General features: G+C 39.2%; 12 protein-coding genes. 5 read left to right on the top strand and 7 right to left on the bottom strand.

The genetic code is table 11. The annotated features are described in order from the left end of the window. Window positions 1–2: 2 nt before the first annotated feature. The 3 genes from BLQ57_RS14665 to BLQ57_RS14655 all read right to left on the bottom strand — a co-directional run bounded on the left by BLQ57_RS14665 (window position 3) and on the right by BLQ57_RS14655 (window position 6,220). The gene (locus BLQ57_RS14665; protein WP_087940216.1) at window positions 3–1,325 is read right to left on the bottom strand and encodes a RagB/SusD family nutrient uptake outer membrane protein; all 1,323 of its coding nucleotides are present in this window, start codon (window positions 1,323–1,325) and stop codon (window positions 3–5) included. Between the two features lie 117 nt (window positions 1,326–1,442). Further along, a complete protein-coding gene (locus BLQ57_RS14660; protein ID WP_087940215.1) occupies window positions 1,443–4,634 on the bottom strand; it encodes a SusC/RagA family TonB-linked outer membrane protein in 3,192 nt (1,063 codons plus the stop codon). 2 nt (window positions 4,635–4,636) lie between these two features. Further along, window positions 4,637–6,220 (bottom strand): TlpA family protein disulfide reductase, encoded by a 1,584-nt coding sequence (locus tag BLQ57_RS14655; RefSeq protein ID WP_087940214.1) that lies wholly within the window; start codon window positions 6,218–6,220, stop codon window positions 4,637–4,639. 96 nt (window positions 6,221–6,316) lie between these two features. Here BLQ57_RS14655 and BLQ57_RS21580 point away from each other — a divergent pair, with 96 nt between their 5' ends. Both BLQ57_RS21580 and BLQ57_RS14645 read left to right on the top strand, forming a co-directional pair. Next, complete coding sequence (locus tag BLQ57_RS21580) at window positions 6,317–6,448, top strand: hypothetical protein (RefSeq protein ID WP_262481084.1); 132 nt, start codon at window positions 6,317–6,319, stop codon at window positions 6,446–6,448. A gap of 1,521 nt (window positions 6,449–7,969) precedes the next feature. Further along, window positions 7,970–8,218 (top strand): helix-turn-helix domain-containing protein, encoded by a 249-nt coding sequence (locus BLQ57_RS14645; RefSeq protein ID WP_087940212.1) that lies wholly within the window; start codon window positions 7,970–7,972, stop codon window positions 8,216–8,218. On the opposite strand, the gene BLQ57_RS14640 is transcribed toward BLQ57_RS14645, so the two are convergent. Continuing rightward, complete coding sequence (locus BLQ57_RS14640) at window positions 8,207–8,983, bottom strand: HEPN domain-containing protein (protein ID WP_169712769.1); 777 nt, start codon at window positions 8,981–8,983, stop codon at window positions 8,207–8,209. The two genes, BLQ57_RS14645 and BLQ57_RS14640, sit on opposite strands and share 12 nt — an antisense overlap. Window positions 8,984–9,275: 292 nt before the next feature. Here BLQ57_RS14640 and BLQ57_RS21205 point away from each other — a divergent pair, with 292 nt between their 5' ends. Next, window positions 9,276–9,437, top strand: coding sequence for a hypothetical protein (locus tag BLQ57_RS21205; protein WP_169712768.1), 162 nt, complete (start codon window positions 9,276–9,278; stop codon window positions 9,435–9,437). A gap of 342 nt (window positions 9,438–9,779) precedes the next feature. Then, entirely contained in the window at window positions 9,780–11,081 is a 1,302-nt protein-coding gene (locus tag BLQ57_RS14635; protein WP_087940210.1) for a M57 family metalloprotease, read from the top strand. A gap of 273 nt (window positions 11,082–11,354) precedes the next feature. On the opposite strand, the gene BLQ57_RS14630 is transcribed toward BLQ57_RS14635, so the two are convergent. Further along, a complete protein-coding gene (locus BLQ57_RS14630) occupies window positions 11,355–12,236 on the bottom strand; it encodes a class I SAM-dependent methyltransferase (protein ID WP_087940209.1) in 882 nt (293 codons plus the stop codon). 1,247 nt (window positions 12,237–13,483) lie between these two features. Between BLQ57_RS14630 and BLQ57_RS14625 the strand changes: the two genes are divergently transcribed. Continuing rightward, window positions 13,484–14,410 (top strand): IS1595-like element ISAfa1 family transposase, encoded by a 927-nt coding sequence (locus tag BLQ57_RS14625; RefSeq protein WP_086558033.1) that lies wholly within the window; start codon window positions 13,484–13,486, stop codon window positions 14,408–14,410. 73 nt (window positions 14,411–14,483) lie between these two features. Here the strand turns inward: BLQ57_RS14625 and BLQ57_RS14620 are convergent, their stop codons facing one another. Together BLQ57_RS14620 and BLQ57_RS14615 are read right to left on the bottom strand one after the other, a co-directional pair. Next, window positions 14,484–14,984, bottom strand: a complete 501-nt coding sequence (locus tag BLQ57_RS14620; RefSeq protein WP_087940206.1) for a DUF4411 family protein — start codon at window positions 14,982–14,984, stop codon at window positions 14,484–14,486. Beyond that, window positions 14,984–16,108 carry an ImmA/IrrE family metallo-endopeptidase gene (locus BLQ57_RS14615; RefSeq protein ID WP_087940205.1) on the bottom strand — a complete coding sequence of 375 codons (1,125 nt, stop codon included), beginning with the start codon at window positions 16,106–16,108 and terminating at the stop codon, window positions 14,984–14,986. Before BLQ57_RS14615 ends, BLQ57_RS14620 begins: the two co-directional genes overlap by 1 nt. Window positions 16,109–16,112: the final 4 nt, after the last annotated feature.

The following is a 16,112-nucleotide window of genomic DNA, read 5'->3' as shown; positions in this document are numbered from 1 at the left end:
CCCTATTTAAAATCCAGTTCCCGTTGAGGAATACGCATTTGATAGTGCTCCAAGTTTCCGCTAAATTCCACAGTTTCTCCATCCTGAAGCCGCTCAGTCCCAAAGTCTCTACCATCCACATAGGCCAACCTTTTCATGTCAGCCCATCGCTGACCTCTAAAAACCAATGATTTTCTCCGTTCTTCAAGTATTCTTTCGAGTAAATTATTCACATCATTTTGCTCCAATTCCTGAAAATCCAAGATTCTTTTTTCCAGCAATCTGTTTAAGGATCTTAGTGCAGTGCTTGAATTTCCCAGTCTCTCGGAAGCTTCTGCATGAATGAGCAAAATTTCATCGAAAGCGATACCTGTGAATATATCAAAGTTCCCGGTATAACTTCCCCTGAATCTTGCCTCCTGTTCATTCACAAAATCAAACAATTCTTTCCTTAAATCCATGGAATCAAATTGGGCTAACAACAGAGAATCTACTCTGGCTACATTTGGTCCAGAAATAACCCCCTGAGGTGCCATCCAGGTAAACAAAATAGTCTCTGGGTTAAATAGCGGAATAGGATAGGTTTGGGACATATCCAATTCCCTATAGTCCAAAAGCTCTACCCCACTGCTAATTACTTGCTGAGCAAAGGATTGGGCTTCTTCAAATTTTCCGAGGTAAAGTGAAATTCTGGCCATTAATGCCAAAGCGGAATTTCTGGATGGCTGTGTTGGCAAATCTGTTAATTCCGGCAATAAAGGGAGAGAAGATTCAAGGTCATTTAAGATTTGTCCAAACAGGGTTTCTGCACCCTCCCAGACATACTCTTCATCTAAATCCGGCGATAAGGAAAGTGGCAATTCAAAGGTTCCTTCTACTTCTTGTAGCCCTGGAATTGGCAGGTGCAACACGGCCAATTCAAAATAAGATTTTGCCCTCCAAAACAGTGCTTTTCCCAGCAGTCTGTTTTTATCGGCCGATGACCACTCCTGATTGGACTTTACTGCGTCAACCAATACATTGGCTTTGAAAATAGTCTGATACATAAGGGTATAGTCAAGAGGGATTTCTGTTGGCAAAAAAGGATCAATATCCCATTGATAAGCATTTTGCTGCCAAGGATTAAATCGCTGATATCCTGAAGGGTCGGCATAATAGTCGTCCGAATAGATAAATGGAATTACAGGTGAATAGTTAACAGCGTCAAAATTGTCAATTAGAGCATCAAATTCAGCCGCTAATTCAGGGACCAAGATGGATTTATCGGGTTTTTCATCCAGAAAGCCTTCGCAGGAACTAAATAGTAAAAACGCCAATGCTGCATTTAAGATGATGTTATTTTTCATTTTTAATAGGATTAATGTTTTAGAAACTGGGGTGGCAGTTTGTCTGCTGCCGGGAAAGACATTTCGGTAAAACCATAATCAAACCGTATTGACTAGTTCCTTTTACCCCTTTATATTTTAAAAATCGATTCTAAGACCGATGGCAAAACTTCTCAAAGGAGCCTGTGTCTGAAAATCAGGATCCAATTCGTCTGGACTTGCTTTCCAAAGCAGCCCCACATTGTTCACATAGGAATAGATTTCTGCTCTTTGAAAAGGCATCCATAAATTTGAGCTTCGATCCAGTTGATAAGACAGACGGATATCCTGCAATCGGATGTGGTCCCCTTTGAATATTAAAGCAGCGGAATTGGAATAAAATAAGTGTCTAAGTGAATTTGCATTTTCAGGAAGGGATGGAACGTAAGTATTTGCCTCATCTCCCGGCACTCTCCATCGGTTTTCAAAATCACCATGTCCAATTTGACCCCGCAATAGGGAGAAGTAGTCTATCGAGCGCTTTCGATAAAAATACCCCAAGCGGTAGGAAACATTGATCGACAGCTGAAAGCCTTTCCAGGTAAAATCATTTCGGATAGCACCAAAATGGGTTGGTCTCGCAGGTCCGTGAAAAACAAGGTTTTCCGGGCTTGCCCCTGTAATGATGTCCCGATAATTTTCTGAGGGTTCCCCGTCCACTATACCTTGGGGATTCCCATTATCCGGATTCAGACCAGCCCATTCATAGGAATAAATGGAAAATAATGGATTTCCTTCTATGGGGACAGGTCTGGCACTGAATGCAGCTGATAGCAGTGCAGAGGCGCTTTGGTCAACATCCATTTTATTTACCCGGTCTTTCACATGGGAATAAAAAAAATGGGTGGTCCATCTAAATTTATTTTTTATCCAGTCCTTCCGGGCTATAATATCCAGTCCAGAAGTATAGGTTTCTGCGAAGTTTCCGGTCACCTCAATAAACCCTGTTGCAGCTGGGACTCCAAAAGGTCCTATAAGGTCCATACCTTTCTTTCCAAAAATTTCTCCGGTAAGGCTAAAATCCCCCGATCGAGACTCATAGTCTAAGCCTAAATTCCATGTTCCTACACGCTCCCAGCTCAGGGACGGGTTAGGTGGATTGACGATATTGGCCACCGGAAGATTGGGAATAAATGAAGAAGATCGGGTATTGAAATAACTGGCAGTCATTTGTCCCGAAAGACTCCTGTCCAGGTTTCCGCTAAACCCGTAACTTCCCCGCAGCTTTAGGTAGGTGCCGTTTAGAAATCCGAAGAGATTTTCTTCTGAAAGAGTCCATCCCAATCCGGCCGACCAAAGTGGGACACCACGCTGATTACTCCGCACCCCGAAGAAATTGGATTGATCCTTTCGGATACTAAATGTCACATCCAACTTGTTGCGATAGGTATATCCTGCATTGCCATAATATGAAATAAATCGGTCAATCGTTCCTCCATGGCTGTTTCCCTGTGGAATGGTCGTTTCACTTCTGGAATTGGAATACAAAGGAAAGCGGCTGACCAAATCCACCACCGAACTGGTTCCCAGTGCATCATTATATCCATAATACCGGGTAGCATTGAATTCAGATTGAAGATCACGGATTTCAAAGCCTGTCAGGAGGCTAAGTTGATGGTCCTGTTTGAGCTGCTTCTGATATCTCATCAACCCTCTGAGGGTATGGGAATAGCTCCGGCTGGTGCTCAAGTCCAGCACATCACCCAGGGGAATATTACGAGTCAGTCTTCCCTGCTCATCTATTTGGGAAAACCTGTTGATCAGATCCCGCACAAAATAGGATTCCAGTGGATTTCGGTTTCGGTTTTGTCCCTGATTGGTCCAGTATTGATAAGAAAGTTCGGCATTCAGCCCCTCGGCGACATTCCAGTTTAATCTTGTAAGGAATCGCCCATCCCATCGCTCATTTCGCTGATCCAGTATTCCGATTTCATTCAAAGGCACATTGTACCAGTCCAATAAGTCAGGGTTGTCGGATTGAGCATTGTTCAAGAATCGCTCGGATAAGTTGGAGAAAATGGGTACAGGGTTTCCAAGCTCATCAGAAAGGGAGGTATAAGGGTCTGCCTGAGGTGCATCTGTCCGAATTCGGGAGGCGGATTTGGACAGGTAGGCCCCAACGGACCAAGTCAGTTTGTTCTTTAGGAATTTCCATGAATTTTTGGCTTGAAGCGTCCAGCGGTCATTGTCGTTTCCAACTACTCCCTGCAGGTTTTTATCATAGCCTAGGCTAAAGAAATAGGTGTTTTTCTGTGAACCTCCCTGAACTGACAGGCTATGCTGTTGATTTAAACTTCCCCGGTAATAGTATCGCCCCAGATCATTTCTGAAATCACTGTTTCGAAAACCGGCGATTCTCCGGTCTGCCTCATTCTGATCAATTGCTCCATCCCGAAGTTGGATCAGGGTTTCTACCAATGGAGGTAATGCGGGATTAGCAGGAGAGTTTTCAGAGGACCGGTAGAAATTATTTTCAAATAACTGCTGCTGGATATCCACAAAATCTCCCATGTTCATCTGCGGAACATAAAACAAGTCCCTTTCTTCTATAAAATTTATATTGGAGTTCAGCCTAACCTTTGGAGCAGAACTCACAGTTCCGGAACGCGTGGTAATCACAATTACACCATTACCTGCCCGGGCACCCCAAATGGAGGCGGCAGCTGCATCCTTGAGAACCGTGATGCTTTCCACATCATTGGGGTTGATGCTTTCCAAAGGACCATCATAGGGGAAGTTGTCAACAATAATTAAGGGGGCCGTATTGGCAAATAGTGTTGACCTCCCCCTTATGGATATTTGATCGTTTCCCGTAGTTTGCCCCCTGTTCAAAATTAATCCGGGTGTAACATCCTCCAGCCGGTCGACCAGATTGGAACTGACTCTTCTATCGATCAATTCCTTATCTAGGGATGCAAAGGATCCTGTAGCTCTTTCTGAAGGTAAATCCTGATAACCTGTGGATAATACCGTGACCTCTTCCAGATTGGATTCATCAGGTTCCAATTTAAACACTGTACTGCCTTCCCAAGGGATGGTCAGCTCTAGGCTCATTGGTTTCATCCCTAAATAGGAGATTCTCAACTGGTAAGTGCCATTCGAAAGATTAAGCTGGAAGCTGCCTTTTTCATCTGCAATGGCCATCTCCTTGTCCTGATCAATGGTAATCAAGGCACCGGGCAATGGACTATCATCTTCTGCGGATAACACGGTTCCGCTGAAAATCTCGTTTTGTGCATGACTATACCCGATTAGCAGGCATAGTAGCATGGAAAGTATCGTTTTGTTCATGGTTATTGGGTTTTTGATTCTGATTGATTCATCTTCTGACTGATCGCTAATAGTTTTTCAATCAGTGTATCGGAGGAGTATTGGGTGCCTGTCAGGAGAGCTACTTCAAAATTGGAATTGATTAGTAGTTTTTGGGGAAAGGAAGCTATTCGGAAGGTTTCCAAAATCCCGGTTCCCGAATTCTGGTGTGCCTGAATCATTTCGGGATGGGAATAGCGCCCTGATTCTGCATTTTTTTTCCAATATTTTGGACTAGGGTCTGCATTGACGGATACAAAGACAATATCTTCCCGGTGTTTCAACTCCTCAAAGACAGGCAAGAGGGTCTTTTCATAGTAATTCATACAGAACTTGCATCCCGAAATCCAAAAGGAAAGCAGCACTGTCTTACCTTCAAATTCTTTTAGATCAAGAGGCTTCCCTTCCCAATTCAGCAGTGGTTTAACAGCTACTTTGCTCCCCTCTAGTGCCGTGTTCATGCGATCGATTAAAAGGTCCCGAACCCAGGGGCTTTGACTGTTGCCTAAAGCCAATTTCATCACCTCGCCTTGTTTATCCTCCAGTTTATTGAAATTGCCAAGCGCATAAGTGGCCCAGAAAAATTCCTGGAAATGCCGGGGGTATTCTGCTGTTAGCTCTGACAGGGTTTTGCCCTGGATTCTTGCCTGAATCATGATGAGTTCAGAAACTTGCTCTCCATACAGCGGATCAAAAACATCGGAGTTTTCTGCTAAGTAAAACTCATCCAGCCTTTTCTGAAGAGCTGTTCCGAATTCAGGGTCATGGAAAAGCCTTTTTCCCAGCTTTATCCTTGGAAAAAAATGACCTCCGAAATAGGCCCAGGCCCGCTGTTTGAGCCAGTTTTTCCGGTTTTCTTCCAAATCTGCACTCAACTCGGAGACATATTCAATCAAATCACTTTTCTGAAGTGGGTTATTCACTAAATCAGCAAGAATGTCCATCTCATTTTCACCGGGTTTTAAAATCAGCATAGAGGGTGAAATAGGACTCTTGTTTTTCATCGCGCGCTGATAAACAGCCGCAGTCAAGGAATCTGATAGCATCCGGTTAGGATTAGAACTGACCATTAGGGGCACTTGGATGAAGCTGAATTGCTTAGAAAGGCGGTCCAGTTCATATTGAGCTTCAAAAAAATCTGATTGGGGACTGTGGAAAAGTGCTTGTCCTGTACCGGAATTAACACGCATTCGCAATTGATCCTCTGGGAACCATGTCCAATATTGAAAGAGATAATTTCTATCATTTCTGACACTGATATAAAACTGCTTCTTAGAAGGGCCCGTCCAGCGATAAACTTTTTGGGAGGAATTTCCTGCAAAAAAATCCCCTTGTTCGGCGATTAGGGGTATCGTTTTTCCCGGGGTCAATTCAGCATGATCCACTAATAGTTTATCCCAGTAAGTCAGCCAGAGGGTGTCCGGGGAGCTTTCTTGGGGAAGTTCCAGCTGAAGTCGGACTATCTCCTCCCCCTTTTGGGCGGGAGTGCTGTACTCCTCCCGCCCTGGGTTATGGGAATTGGCATCAACAAGACCGCTTCCCGTGGGTGAATCAGCAACCTGACTCATTGATAATGGAGAATATCCCAGGAATAGTAGGAAGGCAAGTGAAATAGGTTTTAATCGGGTATCAGGAATATTGGAAGAAATACACTCCCTTTGGTCGTGCCTGCCAGCTGTGGCTGGAAATACCCGCCTATCGGCGTGAGATATGCTCCTCGTTCCTCGGAGCGAGATAAGCCATCCACCTACATGGAAGTATTGCATACTTATTGGATGGAGCTGACTTCTAATTGATTTTTTAGCTTTCCTGAAAAGGCATAGCAGTTCCAGGAAGCATGATTGTATAAAATTTTTCATGCGTTTTAGGGTTGTGATTGATTGAGATAGAGGAGGAAATACGCTTCGCGAAATACACCTTCGGTGAAATACGCCATGGGCGAAATACAGGCCTATCGGTCTGAAATAGGGTCTAAACATTGGACGAAATACGGCTTTGCCGAAATAGACTCCTCGTATCTCGGAGCGAGAAATACGAACCATAGTAGAATCTTCTATTTCAGCCCGCTGGCGGGCTTTATTTCCATAGTATTTCTACCGTGCTTCCACCATATTTCAATAAGTAAGAACAATAGTCTCCCACCCTGACTCCGTATAAGTCAATCAATCAATGGATTAATAAATTATTGAATGGATAAGCGAAAATCCTCTGCAGCGGAATGGGCTTATCATTTTTGTCAAATGGAATGAAATAGGGCCGCTTTTAGCGTCTGAAACACTTGGAAACAAAGGCCTGTCGGCCTGAAATAGGGTCGAAACATCTGACGAAATACGGCTTTGCCGAAATAGGCTCCTCGTATCTCGGAGCGAAATATGCGCTCCTTCGTCGCGCGAAATACAGACCATAACAGAACCTTCTATTTCAGCCAGCTTGCTGGCTATATTTCAACTGTATTTCAATAGTATTTCCACATTATTTCCATCCCAATGACGGATTACGTCGCCCCCTGATCATGAGTGGTAGTCCCCTTGGGTGGTACAAGCCCCTCGGGAAGCGATCCGGGAGAATAAAAATAGGTTTAAGTCGGGTTTTTGATCAGGTTTTTGAAGAGCTGCTTGGGGGTAAGGTTTACCCAGGCAGGTTTGTGAGATTGAAATGATGCTTCCATGGCGATGGTTTAAGTTGGAAGACCGAAGACGGGAGAGCCACCACGGCGGCCAAGCCGAAGGGTCTCCGATCAAAGTACTTGAGATACAGATCTTATTTATCTGCGCATAGAAATCGAATTTCCACCATGCCCGGCGAGGGCAGCAAAATACATTGGCTGAGTTATTCATTGAATTCAGCCAAGCATCAGCTAGGTAGTCCAGCAGAATCATCTTGATACTTGATTCTCGCTACCTGATACTGATCTCATCGTCGCCCGCTGGCTCTGAGTGGTATGTCCGTGATGCCGGAGCTGTCAGCGAGAAAAAAGGGTACGTTAAGTTTTGAATCTGGTCAAATCGGATTTTTGGGTTTTAGAGGAAACATCAGATCGAATGAACCATCTGACACCTGACTCCAAACCGAGATATAATGGCTTGGAAGTGACAGCCTCCCTGTCCCATTGCTGGGGCCTGAGAAGATGCCCGTGCCTCGAAACTTAAAATAGGAGGCCGCACTTCCAATGTCTAAAAACAATTTGTTCATCATCCACAGTTTTTGGCTTCTCAGACCGGCAATGAGGATGATTATTGTCAAATATAAAAAGGCTTTTCTTAAAAGTCAACATTTATGTTGACCATGATGAAAAATTCTTTTAGCAGCTTCATTTTATGAAGAAAATGCCTTTAGAAGAATTTCGTGCAATGCTTGGAAAAAGAATTAAAGAGCGTAGGATTGAGTTAGGTCTTACTCAGCCCCAACTTGCAGTGAGATTAGGTTCAAAAGATAAACAGACAATCAATCGGTACGAAAAAGAAGGGGCTAATCCAACTATTTTCAACCTGATACAAATCGCAGATGCCCTGGAATTAAAGGTAGATGAACTATTGAATTTTTTACCCGAAAAATCAAACCAATAAACTAAGTTTATTGATTTTTTCTTTACAAAGCTTCTCAACCAAAGATTTAACTTTATCGAGTTTATGTATCATTTCTTTGACTAATTCAGGTTCGATAAAGTAATCCTTATGGTACCTAGCCTCTATGTATCCCTTTTTTAAGCACTTGAATATTTTGCTTTCGAGTTCAGAATCTTCCGGATCGTAAAAGATATAATAAAGTTCAAAACTCAAATTTTTCGAATAATCTCGTAAATTTTGTAGGTTATGTGATTTAGGCTTATAACCAGTAAAAACGAGTAATAATGAAGCATAAAAATGCTCAAGTGCTTGGTGAAGATGAAAGTTACTAACTCTTAGGCTATTTCTTGAATAAGCAGCTTTTGCGTCAATTAAAAACTCTGAAGCCATAGGAAACCAGATTCCAAAATATTCAACAGCTCTATCCTTAAGGACTTTAGGGGACAATTCGGTTGGAGAAATAAAAGCTGACTTCTCTAAATCAAACAGAATAATTCCTTCTTCTACAATTTGTTTAAAAAAATACTGCCCGAAATTCAATCCCTCATTGATATAGTCAATCGAATGAACTAAGACATTTACAATTCCATTGACCCTATTTAAAGCCTTGTTCTCGATTTTACTTTTTAACTCGTATTCCTTAACCGAATTATCCTTTGTAACCACCAAAAAATCAAAATCACTTTGGTAATGGTAAGTTACTCCATCCTCGACCGTAATATCATCCACCCATTTGTCTTTGACAAAGCTACCAAATAAGATCACCTTCTCCGGGTTGGCAACTTCAAGGATTATTTCCAGTGCTTTGGCAATTTCTTCTTGCTTAGGCTTTGGCAAATGGTATAATTTCTCACTCAAATTCATGGTTCCAAGTTACTGAAAATAACAAAACCCTGTTTTAAATATTAGGGAATTTCACTAAATCCCCTGTACAAAAACGATGGAAGTATTTGTACAGGATTTTCCAATCCATGGGTCTCCGCTCAATTATAAAAAGGTCTTTTTCGGAAGGACTGCGCTTTTCGGTCTATTTCATCTATGAATGAATTAGTTTTCTATGAAAGAGCTAATAGAAGAATTTTACTATCTGATTTTTCCCAGAGATGAGGAAGGGAAATACAAAACGGAATCTGATAGTCCGTTTTGGGTTAAAATAGTGATCCTGGTATTTATCCTGCTTATGTGTGTAGTACTTGCATTTAGCACTTATGTGGTTTAATGGCAAATTTTAAGTGTGCGAGGGAACCTGAGAAAAGGAAAGGTATAAGCCAGTCATTCCGAGTTATTTTTTTTTAAAAAAAATTTGGATTTCTCTTTTATTTCTAATTTATTACACGAAAATTAAACATTTCAAATAGAAAAAGACTTTAATTTCATATTTTATAAGAAGAAAAAACACCTTTATAAGTAAAAAAATGTATTTTAAAACAATACTGGATTGGCACTAGATTTTCTTTAAAAACACTAGAGCTAAATAAGCTATATTTTATTAAAAACTTTTAAAATCAATAATTTAGTATATATAACAATAATTTTAACCATTATTTAAACACAAAACAAAATGAAAAATAAATTATTTAAAATCTGTCAAAGGTTGGCAATATGCTCAACTGTTTTTATCGCATTATGGTCTTGTCAAGAAATTGAAGAAGCTCCAAGTCAAGTTTCATCATTAGAAACTATTGAAGCATTTGATCCACGCAAAGACAAAGTATTGATTGAGTTTCTCGAAAAAAACGATTTTTCCTACAAATTGATCCAAAAATTTGGTGAGACATATCTAATCGATGAAGACATTATACTTAGAAGGGAAGATATCGAATTTGCTCCAAAAGAAGTCAAGAAAAAAGGGGGAATATCGAAAGAAAATCTACATGCATATACAAGCTTAGTCACTAGTTCCCCTTTCAATTATCGAACAATAAAAATTAAATTTGACTCCACAATTCCAACCACTAGTTCTTATTTGAATTGGAGAGACGCAACATCTGAAGCCATTTCAGAATATAATAAAATTAGAAACCTACGATTAAAGTTTCAAATAATTACATCTGGGACACCTGATATCACAATAACAAGCCAAGCACCCCAAGGTATTTCATGGTCTCAAATACCAAATGTCATAGCATCGGCCTCTTGGCCTACTTCTGGAAACCCTGGTAATAAGATTCATATAAATCCTACTTATTATGATCAAAACAATGTTACTGAATCCATAAAAAAATATAACATGGCACATGAAATAGGCCACACAATCGGATTTAGACATACGAATTATATTAATTTAGGTGAATCATCAAGTTCTCTCCCAGCAAATAATATAAAGGGTACAGGAAACTCTGATCCCAATTCTGTCATGAACGGGGGGACTGCCCAAAATTCATGGATTGCATTTTCTTATCTTGATTTATTAGCCATGAGAACTGTCTATCCATATGACTCTGGAGAAGTACCAATGTATGTGTATTTAAAACCTTCCACGGGTGGATTTAATTGGACAAGAAATTGGTCAACCTACCAATATGGAGGGTCTGGATATAGCTATTATGGCGTCAATGGATACGTATTTACTTATACATTTCCAGGTACTGTCCCGCTATATAAATATAAGCATAATGTCACACAAGTGGATTACATGTCACTAGACCCCAACCTTGGAGCTAGTTTCCCAGGCTATGTAAGCGAAGGAATTATAGGATATGTATTTACCAGTCCAGCTTCAAATAGAATGCCTATTTACGAATGGTACCATCCAAATAAGGGATTTCATTTCACAACTTTGACAAATGATCAAGTAGTACAATCTGGAGGGTGGTCTGGTGGAGGGATTGCATTCTATACTGTTACTTTAGAATGGAACTAATGACTCTTCTGTATAATTAATACTATTGGCGGAATAATAAATATTATTCCGCCTTTTTAAAATGTAACTTACCAATTCTTCCAATCATGAGTTGATTTGAGTTTACACATCTCGTATTCTTTCAAAATTTTACCATAATTAAAATTAATTTTAAATTAAAACATGACTAAACTAAAATTAAACAACAGGAATCTACTATTTTCAGGATCTTAAATATGAACAAAAGTCAGATTTAAAATTTATAGTATGTTAATCTTCCAATACCTAGATACTTTAATTATTTCTTTTACAAATAATCCACTGGTTAACATTGAAAAAATTTTGTATTAAACGATTAATTTTTTTTGTGAATGATATTTTATATTTTAGTAAATTAGTTATTTTTTCACCAATTGAATGAGTATAGTGATCTTTAATTATTAAACCTTCTTCAAGGCATAGTTTACTTAATACTGATTTAGGGAAAATAAAAGTATGCTCTAAACCGTCAATAACATCAGGAACATTAAATCTCAAAAAATTAGACCAACGATATATTTTATATAAATTACTCGATATATCAGGAGTGCCAATTGCAATTATGCCACCCGGCTTAATTATCCTTTTCATTTCTTGAATATACTCTCTTGGATGCAATACATGTTCAATAACATGGGAAATGTGAATAAAATCAAAGAACTCATCAGGAAATCTAGCCTCCCAAACTTCTCCTTGAAATGTTTTGACTTGAAAATGGTTTGAGACAAAATCCAAAGCACCTTTGTCTAATTCTGTGGCAAAAAGTTCACAGCCTAGTCGATTGGCATAAGCGAGTCCTAAACCCAATCCACAACCTATATCTAAAAATTTATCTCCTGGATTTAAATCTCTTAAATATCTAGTTTCTCTTTTTATAGTCGCATGAGTCAAAGATTTTATCCGTTCAAAATGTGAGATAATTAGAGATTTATAATCCATAGCTTCATAGTGATCCTTTTCATAGTATTGATTATAATAAGTATCCAATTCATCTTTGTCAGCCATCGGATTTGCAAAAACAAGTTTACAAGATTTACACTGTACCCTTGAAATGTGCGGTCCTTTTCGTACAACATCGATTGCATAACCCCTTAAATCCTGAGAATTACAAATCGGACATTTTTTATAAATAATCATATTTTAAAATACATTTTTATAACATAAATAAGAATTAATATTCTTAATATAAGAATTAAATTTTCTTGATTTTTAGATTTCTACATCAATAACTTATATCTAATTCGCAATTTAATTAAAATAAGATATTGAAACGTTAGACATTCAAAAACTATTAAATTATTTTTAAGGAGGACGTAATCGTTTGAATTGTGTCCTCTTTTGGTCTACCTGTACTAGCTCTATCGATTTGAACCGGGACAATTCCAGCCCTGATATCAGTTCGAACCGTTTACTTTTGAATGATCATGTTTAACCTTCTAAATAGCCTGAAAAAAACGATATTGCCAACGTACCCCATAAGAACTTTACCGTTCTCCCCAAAAAAGTCGTGGAAGGCAGTGCAACAGCGGCTTGATGCTTGGATTTTCAAACCGAACGAATACCTAGTTTTTGGCGGTAGTTTTTCTCATTTTTTCGTTTTTAGTGTTGCTGTCAATGTATGTAAAAACATCACTGTTTGTCTGAGTAATTCCAATCCAGTATTTTAGATTTTAGGATTTAAGTGCGTATCATTAGAAGATAAAGTAAGTTATACAGCATTAAATTTTGTTTTTTGGTCTTGAACTAGTTTTTACTATGGCAAGAAAGGGAAAATTTTTATTAAAAAAATACCCAGTACTGGGTATTTTTGGGGTAAGAGTGAAAAATTTTAGGATAAAGGGAGTTTATTTGAGTATAACCATGAACTTTTTTTGATTAGACTCATAGATTATGGTTTCAGGCCAACGCCTTTCAAATTGCGTTTAATGAGTGACAAAGAAACCAATACCATTAAAAAGAGGGATCAATCCCGATGTTCGGGACAGGTAAGGCTCTAGAATCCAAGTGGAAATCCCACTTTTGGGGGTCAACCCTGAGGTTCGGGAAAGGCTGTCAGCCGGAATGTCAGTCGAACATAATGCCTGATGTCATTTTTTGAAACTAAAAATCCTCCAGTCTTAGGGGTCAATATGTTCCAGAATATCCAGGTATCGCAGAAAAGAAAGTGAATTACGGTGGAAAAAAGCATCCCTCCCTTCACCCTACATGTTGTCTTCTATTTACCTATCTTAAAACTTCAGCAAACTACATTTTCAAATGACATCAAATTAATAGAATATGACTCTTCGGAATTCTACACGTAGCCAAATATTCTTAGACAGCTAGTGACAATAGTTTCCATAGTCGTGAAGATAAGCGGTACTTGTGTAAAAATAAACAAGCCCATGAATATCATAGATTTTATCCACCATTTTCCAAACGAGGAAAGCTGTGAAATCTTTCTGAAAGATTATCGGCAAAAAGCAGGGATTTACTGCAAAACATGCAAAGGCTTTCCAAAGCACTACTGGTTTTCGGGCAGGAAGTTCTTCGAATGCAGTGTTTGCCGAAGGAGAACCTCCTTAAAAGCCGGAACGGTGATGGAGTCCAGCAATCTATCGCTGCATACTTGGTTTACTGCGTTTCTGTTGATGTCAGCTACCAAAAAAGGCTTCTCCTGCTTGGAGTTCCAAAGACAGCTTGGACTCAAACGATACCAAACAGCTTTCAGTCTGATGCATAAGATCAGAGCAGTCATGGGCAAGCGGGACGGTCTTTATTTGCTCAAGGGAATGGTGGAATACGACGAGGCCTATGTTGAAAAAGCAACCCGTAAAAGGGTTCAGGAGCAGCTAAAGCGGGGAAAAGGCAGTCAGAAACAGGCGATTGTCGCAGTGGCTTCCGAATCCACCCCTTTGGAAGATCCTGAATCCGGTAAAAAAGGAAGCCATTGTGGCTTTTTCAAATTGAAAGTGCTTAAGGATGCAACCAGTGATTCGGTGGAACAGTTTGTGGAAACTAACGTGGATTCTTCATCGGTGTTATTTACAGACAAAAACACAGCCTATGTCGATCTGGAAAAAATGGTAGAGGAGCACATCAAAGTGAAATCCTCCAAGGATTCAGCGAATGGAACGCTCAATTGGGTTCACACGGCGATTAGCAACCTGAAGAAAAATCTCCTGGGGATTTATCACATGGTTTCAGAAAAATACCTGCAAAACTATCTGGATGAATTTGCTTACAAGCTCAACAGAAGATACTTTGGAGAAAAATTATTTGACAGACTCGTTATTGCAGCCGTCTATCCATACGTGCAACATTACGAATAGTCATATAATAGAAAAAGCGTAATTAAAGAAGAAACAACCTGATTGGATTAATTCGAGTCCTTCAGCGATTTTTTTAAAAAGTTTCACCTAACATTCGGAACATTTCGATGGGATTCAAAAAAGCCACTCCCATCTCTAAACAGCAATCGGGTATTTTAATCCTTTTCTTTGCTTTTGGGTCACTTACTTCCCTAGTTACTATTATTCTATTTTCAATGTCAGCCATTCCATATGCTACAAGAAATGCATCCGCTTCATCAGCGGCCAAAAACTCATTCACCGCTTTAGGTAGGAAATGGGCTCTCTTCGAATCTACCCAAACTGATATTTTTGCGTATTGAGGTAATACAAGATCAGTATCTTTAAAAAAATCTTCTGGGAGATTATTTTGACACCACTTTTTGAGCTCATCATTATTCTGATAAAGTTCGTCTTTTACTTTGTCAATACTAATAATTTTACCCTCTTGCGCTAATTGCTCTACTTTCGACCAAAAGCCTATTGCAACATCTAAGGGGTAAATAGCCCTATGTGCCTCGATAAAAAAATTACTATCCACAACAAAAACCTTCATTAATACATATGATTAGTAAAAAAATTGTGAAAGGTGTCTCCTTTAAGGCTTGTTAACTTATAAGCATCCCTGTATAAAATTTGACCAGTTTTAACTGCCTGATTTATATGTGCCGCATACGTTACGCTTAACCTTTTCTTGGTAGTTGCAAAAAAATCTCCTCCAGAAGACTGGTTCTCTTTTTTTTGAAACTCCCGAGTTTTGTAATCATTGTAAAAAGAAAAAAACTGAGGTTTCCCCCATTTTCCAGTATCTAAAGCACGACGTGCGATAACTATCTCACTCACTTTGAAATGTTTGGCTAAATAACTCGTATTGCCATTCCAAACCTCATTAAACGCTTTCTCAGGGACAAGAAATTCAGCAGCTACTTGGTCGCATAATCTTTCCATTGGATCATTTGCAGGCAGCATTTTTCTGAAATCAAAACCAGCACTACTTCCTGTCCATACATGGGCTAATTCATGGACAATTGTAAACATTTGAGCTGCCTTGAAATCTGCATTGTTTACAAACATGAATGGAGCAAATTCGTCTACTAGTACAAAGCCTCTACATTCATCAACTGGGATTTTTCTACTTGTATTATTTTCTACAACTCCATTAAAAGTGACAATAATTCCAGCTTCTTCAATTATTTCAACCAAATGGTTTAATGCATCAGTCCAGGTTTTGAATTCACTAGCCCAATTTTCTCCAAGAGTTAGAACCTTTCGAATGTCAGCAACGATGTCATTGGCATTGAAATTGTTTTTAAACTTTCCCACATATGGAAGGGGTTCATTGTCATTATCGAGAAGATAATCCCGAAGCCAGTCTTGACGTTGCTGAATAAGCAAAATCGTATCATACACATTAATACTTACCTTTTCAGCTTGAGCTCCATTACTTCTAAAAAACGGAATTGGAAGTTTTTCCTCCGGTGGCTTTGGTAAGAAAAGGTAACCAAATGGTACATGAACTTTTTTGGAAAAGTCTTCTAATTGCTTAACAGTCGGTTGCTTTGCTCCCTCTAACCATTTAATGATTGGTGGATATTTTTCAAAAAATGTAGGCAAATCATATCCAGCTCGGTCTATTGCCCAAGTAAGAATTTCAATATTTACATCAACTCTCGTACTCACTTTG

This window comes from Algoriphagus faecimaris (assembly GCF_900101705.1).
In the GTDB taxonomy this organism is placed as follows: domain Bacteria; phylum Bacteroidota; class Bacteroidia; order Cytophagales; family Cyclobacteriaceae; genus Algoriphagus; species Algoriphagus faecimaris.
This window is presented reverse-complemented; position numbering and strand designations above follow the sequence as displayed.